Raw genomic sequence first — 9,023 nt, 5'->3', positions numbered from 1 at the left:
CCATCCCGAACTCGGAAGTGAAACGCAACAGCGCCGATGGTAGTGTGGGCTTCCCATGCGAGAGTAGGTCATCGCCAGGGTCTTTACCCTCAAACCCCCAGCCAATCGGCTGGGGGTTTGTCTTTGCGCGAAACAAAACCTCGCGCGGACGGGCGATCGCTCCGCGACACGCCCCCGCTACTTCACCTGCTGCTTGCCCAGCTTGCGCGCCAGCGTCCGGCGATGCATGCCCAGACGGCGCGCGGTTTCCGACACGTTGAACCCGGTCTCTGCCAGCACCTCGTGGATCCGCTCCCACTCCAGGGTCTTGATCGAGGTCGGGCGCTCGCCCAGACCCACTCCCGCATTGCCCTGAGCACGACCGAAGGCGGCTTCGATGTCGTCGGTGTTCGACGGCTTGGCCAGGTAGTGGCAGGCGCCCAGCTTGATCGCCTCCACCGCGGTGGCGATGCTCGCGTAGCCGGTCAGCACCACGATCAGCATCGACGGATCGTGCGCGTGCAACGCCTGCACGCAGGTCAGGCCCGAGCTGCCGCCCGCCAGCTTCAGATCGACCACCGCGTAGCCGGGTGAGTAGTCCGCGAGCACGCCGGGCAGTTCCTCCTGGGCCCATACGTGCCGCACCTCGTAGCCACGGCGCTCGAACGAGCGCACCAGCGTGCGCGCGAAGGCCGCGTCGTCTTCGACCACGAGCAGGCGGCGCGGATCGGGGGCTTCAGTCGTCATCGGAATCGTCCAGGTCGGAAGGGGCGGAGTCGTCGCTGGCCAGCGAAAGCGAGGAGAGCGGCAGCTCCAGGGTGACCTCGGCGCCGCGCGGCGAACGGTTGGCGGCGCTGAGGCGCCCGCCCAGGCTGCGGGCGACGTTGAGCGAGAGGAACAAGCCCAGGCCGCCGCCGGGCCGGCCCTTGCTGGAATTGTAGGGCTTGCCGAAATTGGCCAAAGTCTCGGCGGTGAAGCCGGGGCCGGCATCGCCGACCTTCAGACGCAGGTACTGGCCATGCTCGCCTTCGCGGCTGACCGTCAACCCCACCCACTCCGGCGAGGCCTCCAGGGCGTTGTCCAGGATGTTGCCGATCATCTGCTTGAGCCCCGAGTCGGAGACGATCGGCAGGTCGGCATCCAGGTGACGGCGGTAGTCGAGGGTCTGTACCGGGCGGGTGGCGCTCCATTCGCTGACCAGTTCGTCCAGGAACACCGCCAGGGTGGTGTGGGCGGGCGCTTCGCCGCGGGCGTCGCCGGCCGAGAGCAGGATGCCGGTGACGATGGACTTGCAGCGGGCCAGCTGGGTCTGCATCTCGTCCAGGTCCTGCTGCAGCTCGGGATGCTCGGTGAACGGCGCCATCCGCCGCCAGTCCCCCAGCAGCACCGACAGGATAGCCAGGGGGGTACCCAGTTCGTGCGCCGCGCCGGAGGCGAGCAGGCCCATGCGTACGATGTGTTCCTCCTCGACCGCCTGCTGGCGCAGATCGGCCAGGCGGCTGTCGCGGTCGCGCAGGATGCGGGCGATGCGGCCGATGAAGAACGCCGCCAGCCCGGCCGCCAGCAGGAAGCAGGCGAGCAGGCCCTGCACGTAGGGATCGGCGATGCCGCGTGACGGGTCGACGGTGAGGCTGACCTGGCCGGGGAACAGCACCAGCCCCAGCGCGCCGAGGCTGCTGGCCGCCACCACCACCCAGCTGGCCCAGCCCGGCAGCAGCACCGCGCCCAGCGCCACCTGCAGCAGGTACAGGAACACGAACGGATTGGTGATCCCGCCGCTGAGGTGCAGCTGTGCGGTCAGTGCGGCGACGTCGACCAGCAGGGCGAACAGCAGGGCCGTGTCACCCACGTCCTGGCGCGGCCGCCAGAAGATCAGGCTGGCCAGGTTGAACGCGGCCAGGTAGCCGGCCACGCCCAGCATCGAGACCAACGGCAGGCGGATCTCCAGGGCGAAGTGGACGAAGCCGATCGTCGCCACCTGGCCGATGATCGCGATCCAGCGCAGCTGGATCAGCTGCTGCATGTTGCGCATGCCGGCGCCGCGGGTGGTGTCGCTGCGCGCCGATTCGATCGATTGGCGCTTATCCGCGCCGGCGGCCGGCGTTTCCGGGGGATGCATCCAGGGGCTCCGGGTCGCGCTGGCGCCAACGGCGGCGGTTGCGCATCTCCTCGAGGGCGAAGCGCCAGGCGCCGCCGGCGACCAGCAGGGCCAGCGCGAACCAGGTCAGCGCGTAGCCCAGGTGGTTGTCGCGGAACCGTACCACTGTCAGGCCGCCGCGTGGCCAGGGCGTGCCGGCCTGCGCGGCCGACGCGGCGTCGGCGTCCAGGAACCAGGCAGCGGCAGGCGCCAGGTTGCGGTGCCGGGCGATCGCCTCGACGTCGCGCGAGTACCAGCGCCCGCCGGCCGGATCGTTGCGCCGCAGGAAGCCGCCGCCGGGCTCACTGAGGCGTAGCAGGCCGGTGACTTCGATCTCGCCGGGGGCCGGCGGTGGCGGCGGCGCATCCTCCGGCAGGAATCCCAGGTTCACCAGGACGATTTCGCCGTCGGCGCGCCGCAAAGGGCGCAGCAGCCAGCGGCCGGGGCCGGCTTCGGTCACGGCCTGGACCCGGGTGTCCTGCCCGGTCAGCCATCGTCCCTGCAGGCGCACGCGGCGGTACTCCTGTTCCTTCGGCGTCGATGCGGTCCAGGCGGCGGCGTCCGGGGCGGGTGCAGGCGCGGCGTGGACACGCGCTTCCACCCGGGCGATCAGGTCGTGCTTCCAGCCCAGCCGCTGCACCTGCCAGATGCCCAGGGCAAGGAACAGCGAAAGGCCGAAGCAGAAGCCGAAGGCCATCAGCCCAAGCACGAGTGGCCCGCGCGGCGGCCGTGGCGCCTCGCCGGAAGCGGCGGGCCGCACGTCCTGGACGGGGCGTTCGCGGGTCATGGAAGGAAAGGGGCGAGCAGGACGGTCGCCGGATCCGGGGATCGTGCGCCCCGGACCCTGGCCGTCACGGCAGGTTGCGCATGTCGTGCGGGGAGACCGGCATCATGTTGGTGTTCATGTGGTGCATCACCCACAGCGAACCGGACAGCACGATCACCACCAGCACCAGGGTGAAGATCAGCGCCAGCAGGTTCCAGCCGCCCTCGGAGCGAGCATTCATGTGCAGGAAGTACACCATCTGCACCACGATCTGGACCACGGCGAAGCCGAGGATCACCAGCGCGGTGGTGCCCGAGCCGGAAATGACGTCGCCCATCACCAGCCAGAACGGAATGGCGGTCAGGATCACCGACAGGACGAAGCCGATCACGTAGTCGCGCAGGCTGCCGTGAGCGGCCTCGTCGTGTTCGGTGTGCGGGCCGTGCTCGCCGCCATGCTCGTCGTGATGGCCGGCCGCGTGGGCCGCGTGCGGGTCGTGGTGGGGCTGGCTCATGGCAGCACTCCCATCAGGTAGACGAAGGTGAAGACGCCGATCCAGACGACGTCCAGGAAGTGCCAGAACAGCGACAGGCACATCAGCCGGCGCTGGTTGGCCGCATGCAGGCCGAAGCGGCCGACCTGGACCATCAGCACCACCAGCCAGACGATGCCGAAGGCCACGTGCAGGCCGTGGGTGCCGACCAGGGCGAAGAACGCCGACAGGAACGCGCTGCGCTGCGGGCCGGCGCCCTGGTGGATCAGGTGCGAGAACTCGTAGAGCTCCAGGCCGAGGAAGGCCAGGCCGAACAGCCCGGTCACCGCCAGCCAGGCCAGGACTCCGGCGACGTGCCGGCGCTGCATCGACAGCATGGCGAAGCCGTAGGTGATCGAGGACAGCAGCAGCATTGCCGTGTTCACCGCCACCAGGGGCAGATCGAACAGGTCCGCGCCGGTCGGGCCGGCGGCGTAGCTGCGCCCGAGCACGCCGTACACGGCGAACAGGCAGGCGAAGATGAGGCAGTCGCTCATCAGGTACAGCCAGAACCCGAGCAGGGTGCCCTGCTGCGGGTGGTGGTGGCCTTGCAGGTCGTAGAACTGCGGCGGCTGGCCGGGCGTGGCGGGCAGGGCGTGGGCGTCAGACATGGGCGTTGTTCAGCAGTTCGGTGCGCGCGGCCTCGGTCTCGGCCACGGTCCGGGCCGGGATGTGGTAGTCGCGCTGGTAGTTGAAGGTGTGCACGATCGCGGCGACCAGGGTGGCGGCGAAGCTGACGATGGCCAGCCACCAGATGTGCCAGATCAGGGCGAAGCACAGCACCGTGCCCAGCCCGGCAATGACCACGCCGGCGGCGGTGTTCTTCGGCATGTGGATCGGCATGAAGCCGTCCAGCGGCCGCTGCGCGCCGCGCTGCTTCATGTCCCACCAGGCGTCGTTGTCGTGCACCACCGGGGTGAAGGCGAAGTTGTAGTCCGGCGGCGGCGAGGAGGTGGACCACTCCAGGCTGCGCGCATTCCACGGGTCGCCGGTCACGTCGCGCAGCTGCTCGCGCCTGCGGAAGCTGACGAAGATGCAGATCAGGAATGCGGCGATGCCGATGGCCACCAGCACCGCGCCGAAGGCGGCGATCTGGAACCAGATCTGCAGCGAGGGATCGGTGAAGTGGCTCATGCGCCGGGTCACGCCCATCAGGCCGAGCACGTACAGCGGGGTGAAGGCGAACCAGTAGCCGGCCAGCCAGAACCAGAACGAGACCTTGCCCCAGAAGTCGTCCAGCCTGAAGCCGAAGGCCTTGGGGAACCAGAAGGTCATGCCGGCGAACAGGCCGAACACCACGCCGCCAATGATCACGTTGTGGAAGTGCGCGACCAGGAACAGGCTGTTGTGCAGGACGAAGTCGGCCGGCGGCACCGCCAGCAGCACCCCGGTCATGCCGCCGACCACGAAGGTGACCATGAAGCCCACCGTCCACAGCATCGGCACCTCGAAGCGGATGCGGCCGCGATACATGGTGAACAGCCAGTTGAAGATCTTCGCGCCTGTGGGGATCGAGATGATCATCGTGGTGATGCCGAAGAACGAGTTGACGCTCGCCCCCGAGCCCATGGTGAAGAAGTGGTGCAGCCACACCAGGTAGGACAGGATGGTGATGCAGACCGTGGCGTAGACCATCGAGCTGTAGCCGAACAGGCGCTTGCCCGAGTGGGCGGCCACCACCTCGGAGAACACGCCGAAGACCGGCAGGACCAGGATGTAGACCTCCGGGTGGCCCCAGATCCAGATCAGGTTCACGTACATCATCGGGTTGCCGCCGAGATCGTTCGTGAAGAAGTTGGTGCCCACGTAGCGGTCCAGGGCCAGCAGCGCCAGCACCGCGGTCAGCACCGGGAAGGTGACCACGATCAGCACGTTGGTGCACAAGGCGGTCCAGGTGAACACCGGCATCCGCATCAGGGTCATGCCCGGGGCGCGCATCTTGATGATGGTCACCATCAGGTTCACGCCGGACAGCAATGTGCCCACGCCGGCGATCTGCAGGGCCCATATGTAGTAGTCGACGCCCACGTCGGGGCTGTAGTCGATCCCCGACAGCGGCGGGTAGGCCAGCCAGCCGGTCTTGGCGAACTCGCCCACGAACAGCGACAGCATCACCAGCGCCGCGCCCGCGGTGGTCATCCAGAAGCTGAAGTTGTTGAGGAACGGGAAGGCGACGTCGCGGGTGCCGATCTGCAGCGGCACCAGGTAGTTCATCAGGCCGGTGACCAGCGGCATGGCCACGAAGAAGATCATGATCACGCCGTGGGCGGTGAACACCTGGTCGTAATGGTGCGGCGGCAGGTAGCCCAGGTTGTCGCCGAAGGCCATGGCCTGCTGCAGGCGCATCATCAGCGCGTCGGCGAAGCCGCGCAGCAGCATCACCAGGCCCAGCACCATGTACATGATGCCGATCTTCTTGTGGTCGATGCTGGTGAACCAGTCGCGCCACAGGGTGCCCCACAGCCGGTACTTGGTGATCACCGCGAGCACGGCCAGGCCGGCCACGCAGGTGCCGATGAAGGCCGACAGGATCACAGGGTCGTGCAGCGGGAACGATTCCCAGCCCAGGTAGCCGGTCAGCGGGTTGTAGGGAGCCGAGGTCGAATGCGGGGAGGACATGTCTTTAGCTCTTTCGAACGTCCGCCGGGCCGCCGTGCGCGAGGGCGCGGGCGGCGGCGGGCGCGCTCAGGGGGCGGAACGGGAGAGGGTGGTGGCCAGGCCGGCGGCGGGGGCGTCGCCGGCGCTGCACATCGCCGACTGCACGTACATGCGTCCGCGCAGGTCGCCGCGGCTGCGGGCCTCCAGGCCTTCCATGCGGGTGCGGCCGGCGCCCTGGCCGGCGTCGATGGCCATCATCTCGTGCATGCACATCCGGCGCGGGTCGACGCAGCGGTTGAGGACGGCCTCGTACAGGCTCGAGTCGACGTTGCCGTAGTGGCGCACCGGCTCGCGCTCGCTGGGCTTCTCCAGCGCCAGGTAGCCGTCGCGGCCCAGGCTCTGGCCGCTGTTGCGGACCCGGTTGACCCAGGTGTCGAAGCCGGCCTGGTCCAGGGCATGGAAGCGGAAGCGCATCCCGGAGAAGCCGGCGCCGCTGTAGTTGGAGGAGAAGCCCTCGTACTCGCCCTCCGTGCCGATGACCGCGTGCAGCTCAGTCTGCATGCCGGGCATGGTGTAGATCATGCCGGCCAGGGCCGGAACGTAGAACGCGTTCATCACCGTGGAGGAGGTGAGCTTGAAGTGGATCGGCCGGTCCACCGGCGCGGCCAGCTCGTTGACCGTGGCGATGCCCTGTTCCGGGTAGAGGAACAGCCACTTCCAGTCCAGCGCGACCACTTCCACCACCAGCGGCTCCACGCCCTCCGGCACCGGCCTGCCCTCGGCGATGCGGTCCAGCGGGCGGTACGGGTCCAGGGTGTGGGTGCTGATCCAGGTCACCGCGCCCAGGGCGATGATGATCAGCAGGGGCGCGGCCCAGATCACCAGCTCCAGCTGGACCGAGTGGTCCCAGTCGGGCTTGTAGGTGGCGTCCTTGTTCGAGGCCCGGTAGCGCCAGGCGAAGAACAGGGTCAGGCCGATCACCGGGACGATGATCAGCAGCATCAGCACGGTGGCGACCACGATCAGGTTGCCCTGCTGGCGGGCGATGTCGCCCGGAGCGTTGAGCAGGATCGTGTTGCAGCCGGCCAGCGACAGGGCCAGGCCGGCGGCCGCGCTCAGGCGGCACAGGGACTTGAATGAGGGCATCGGAGTGGCTGGTGGGGTCGCAGCGACCGCTTACTTTAGCCCCGGGCGGCGTGAAGGGGCGATTGGACGTTTTGTCCTATGGTTCTTCACATGCGATGGTGGGAACCTGTGCCGCCCGGCTGCGTGCGCCGGGAGCGGCCGCGCGCCCGCCGGCCCCGCCCAGAGCCCGCATCCGCTCCCCCTGATGAACCGGCCTCCTGCGATGTCCTCGATCCCCGCGCCCAGCTCCACCGTCTCCGTCCACGGCCAGGACCCCGAGCCGCATGCCGAGGTCGCCCCCGGCGAGATCGCCGTCGGCGTGGTGATCGGCCGGGCCTCGGAATACTTCGACTTCTTCGTCTACGGCATCGCCTCGGCGCTGGTGTTCCCGCGGGTGTTCTTCCCGTTCGCCGAACCCCTGCAGGCGACCCTGTACTCGTTCGCGGTCTTCGCCCTGGCCTTTGTCTCGCGCCCCCTCGGGACGGCGCTGTTCATGCGCATCCAGGACCGCTGGAGCCGCGGCACCAAGCTGACCGCGGCTCTGTTCCTGCTGGGCACGGCCACCGCCGGGATCGCCTTCCTGCCGGGCTACGCGCGGCTGGGGATGGCCGCGGTGGTCCTGCTGGCGCTGTTCCGACTGGCCCAGGGCGTGGCCCTGGGCGGTTCCTGGGACGGGCTGCCGTCCTTGCTGGCGCTGAACGCACCCAAGCACCGCCGCGGCTGGTACGCGATGCTCGGCCAGCTGGGCGCGCCGGTGGGCTTCATCGTCGCCGCGGCGCTGTTCGCGTTCGTGTATTCGAGCCTGTCGACCGACGATTTCTACGCCTGGGGCTGGCGCTACCCGTTCTTCGCCGCCTTCGCGATCAACGTGGTGGCCCTGTTCGCCCGCCTGCGCCTGGTGGTGACCCACGAGTACGAGCAGCAGATGGGCGAGCGCGAGCTGGAGCCGGTGCCGCTGGCCGAGCTGGTCCGGGAGAAGGGCAAACATGTGCTGATCGGCGCCTTCGCGCCGCTGGCCAGCTATGCCCTGTTCCACATCGTGACGATCTTCCCGCTGTCGTGGATCCTGCTGTTCTCGCAGCAGTCGGTGGCCGGCTTCCTGATGGTGCAGGTGGCCGGCGGCTTCCTGGCCATCGGTGGGGTGCTGGCCTCGGGCGTGATTGCCGACCGCTTCGGCCGGGTCCCGACCCTGGGCGCGCTGGCGCTGGCGATCGCCATGTTCAGCGGCTTCGCCCCGACCCTGCTGGGCGGCGGCGACGTCGCCCAGGACGTGTTCATCCTGGTCGGCTTCGTCCTGCTCGGCCTGTCCTACGGCCAGTCCTCCGGCGCGGTGACCCGCAACTTCGGCGCGCGCTACCGCTACACCGGCGCGGCGGTGACCTCGGACCTGGCCTGGCTTATCGGCGCAGCCTTCGCCCCGCTGGTGGCGCTGTGGCTGTGCGCCAACTTTGGCCTGGCCTACCTGGGCGCCTACCTGTTGTCCGGGGCGCTATCCACGCTGGCGGCACTGCTGGCCAATCGCTGGTTCAAGCAGCGCGAGGCGCGGCGCTCTTTGTAGAGGCAGGCCGGGCGTCCACAATGACGGCCCCGTTCCCGACCCGCCGCATGCGATGACGCAGGACCCGTCCTCTTCCGTTCCCGACCCGGCCGCCGAGCTGCGCCGCATCCGCTGGCGCTGCAGGCGCGGCATGCGCGAACTGGATCAGCTGTTCGAGCGCTGGCTCGCACAGGCCTATCCGACGGCTTCCGAGCCCGAACACAGGGTTTTCCTACGCCTGCTGGATTGCGAGGACGATAGGCTCTGGCGCTGGTTCATGGGCTACGAGGCCTGTCCGGATGCCGAGCTGTCCGCCCTCATCGACCGGATCCGCGCCCTGCCGGCTTGA

The 9,023-nt window shown here is 68.9% G+C and carries 9 protein-coding genes and 1 rRNA gene; 3 read left to right on the top strand and 7 right to left on the bottom strand.

The features are described 5' to 3' along the window. Positions 1-80: ribosomal RNA gene (rrf, locus tag CSC62_RS18295) — 5S ribosomal RNA — on the top strand; the annotation flags it as partial. Between the two features lie 97 nt (positions 81-177). On the opposite strand, the gene CSC62_RS13400 is transcribed toward rrf, so the two are convergent. The 7 genes from CSC62_RS13400 to cyoA form a co-directional block, all read right to left on the bottom strand. Then, complete coding sequence (locus tag CSC62_RS13400) at positions 178-726, bottom strand: response regulator transcription factor (RefSeq protein ID WP_162407199.1); 549 nt, start codon at positions 724-726, stop codon at positions 178-180. Further along, entirely contained in the window at positions 716-2,098 is a 1,383-nt protein-coding gene (locus CSC62_RS13395; protein ID WP_162407198.1) for an ATP-binding protein, read from the bottom strand. The genes CSC62_RS13400 and CSC62_RS13395 overlap by 11 nt, the downstream gene beginning before the upstream one ends. Continuing rightward, positions 2,061-2,903, bottom strand: a complete 843-nt coding sequence (locus CSC62_RS13390; RefSeq protein WP_162407197.1) for an SURF1 family protein — start codon at positions 2,901-2,903, stop codon at positions 2,061-2,063. The genes CSC62_RS13395 and CSC62_RS13390 overlap by 38 nt, the downstream gene beginning before the upstream one ends. Positions 2,904-2,967: 64 nt before the next feature. Continuing rightward, positions 2,968-3,396, bottom strand: a complete 429-nt coding sequence (cyoD, locus tag CSC62_RS13385; protein WP_162407196.1) for a cytochrome o ubiquinol oxidase subunit IV — start codon at positions 3,394-3,396, stop codon at positions 2,968-2,970. Then, positions 3,393-4,025 carry a cytochrome o ubiquinol oxidase subunit III gene (gene cyoC / locus CSC62_RS13380; protein WP_162407195.1) on the bottom strand — a complete coding sequence of 211 codons (633 nt, stop codon included), beginning with the start codon at positions 4,023-4,025 and terminating at the stop codon, positions 3,393-3,395. The genes cyoD and cyoC overlap by 4 nt, the downstream gene beginning before the upstream one ends. Continuing rightward, positions 4,018-5,994, bottom strand: coding sequence for a cytochrome o ubiquinol oxidase subunit I (gene cyoB / locus CSC62_RS13375; protein ID WP_425502030.1), 1,977 nt, complete (start codon positions 5,992-5,994; stop codon positions 4,018-4,020). Before cyoB ends, cyoC begins: the two co-directional genes overlap by 8 nt. Before the next feature lie 105 nt (positions 5,995-6,099). Beyond that, the gene (gene cyoA / locus CSC62_RS13370) at positions 6,100-7,158 is read right to left on the bottom strand and encodes a ubiquinol oxidase subunit II (RefSeq protein ID WP_162407193.1); all 1,059 of its coding nucleotides are present in this window, start codon (positions 7,156-7,158) and stop codon (positions 6,100-6,102) included. 184 nt (positions 7,159-7,342) lie between these two features. Between cyoA and CSC62_RS13365 the strand changes: the two genes are divergently transcribed. Beyond that, positions 7,343-8,695, top strand: a complete 1,353-nt coding sequence (locus CSC62_RS13365) for an MFS transporter (protein WP_246194430.1) — start codon at positions 7,343-7,345, stop codon at positions 8,693-8,695. A 52-nt stretch (positions 8,696-8,747) separates the two neighbouring features. After that, positions 8,748-9,023 carry an FAD assembly factor SdhE gene (locus tag CSC62_RS13360; RefSeq protein WP_162407191.1) on the top strand — a complete coding sequence of 92 codons (276 nt, stop codon included), beginning with the start codon at positions 8,748-8,750 and terminating at the stop codon, positions 9,021-9,023.

The sequence above is a fragment of the Pseudoxanthomonas jiangsuensis genome (assembly GCF_010093185.1).
In the GTDB taxonomy this organism is placed as follows: domain Bacteria; phylum Pseudomonadota; class Gammaproteobacteria; order Xanthomonadales; family Xanthomonadaceae; genus Pseudoxanthomonas; species Pseudoxanthomonas jiangsuensis.
This window is presented reverse-complemented; position numbering and strand designations above follow the sequence as displayed.

Excerpts from the sequence above, each read along its gene's own strand:
- CSC62_RS13400 (WP_162407199.1), bottom strand. The coding sequence starts at position 726 with ATGACGACTGAAGCCCCCGATCCGCGCCGCCTGCTCGTGGTCGAAGAC.
- CSC62_RS13395 (WP_162407198.1), bottom strand. The coding sequence starts at position 2,098 with ATGCATCCCCCGGAAACGCCGGCCGCCGGCGCGGATAAGCGCCAATCG.
- CSC62_RS13390 (WP_162407197.1), bottom strand. The coding sequence starts at position 2,903 with ATGACCCGCGAACGCCCCGTCCAGGACGTGCGGCCCGCCGCTTCCGGC.
- cyoD (WP_162407196.1), bottom strand. The coding sequence starts at position 3,396 with ATGAGCCAGCCCCACCACGACCCGCACGCGGCCCACGCGGCCGGCCAT.
- cyoC (WP_162407195.1), bottom strand. The coding sequence starts at position 4,025 with ATGTCTGACGCCCACGCCCTGCCCGCCACGCCCGGCCAGCCGCCGCAG.
- cyoA (WP_162407193.1), bottom strand. The coding sequence starts at position 7,158 with ATGCCCTCATTCAAGTCCCTGTGCCGCCTGAGCGCGGCCGCCGGCCTG.
- CSC62_RS13365 (WP_246194430.1), top strand. The coding sequence starts at position 7,343 with ATGAACCGGCCTCCTGCGATGTCCTCGATCCCCGCGCCCAGCTCCACC.
- CSC62_RS13360 (WP_162407191.1), top strand. The coding sequence starts at position 8,748 with ATGACGCAGGACCCGTCCTCTTCCGTTCCCGACCCGGCCGCCGAGCTG.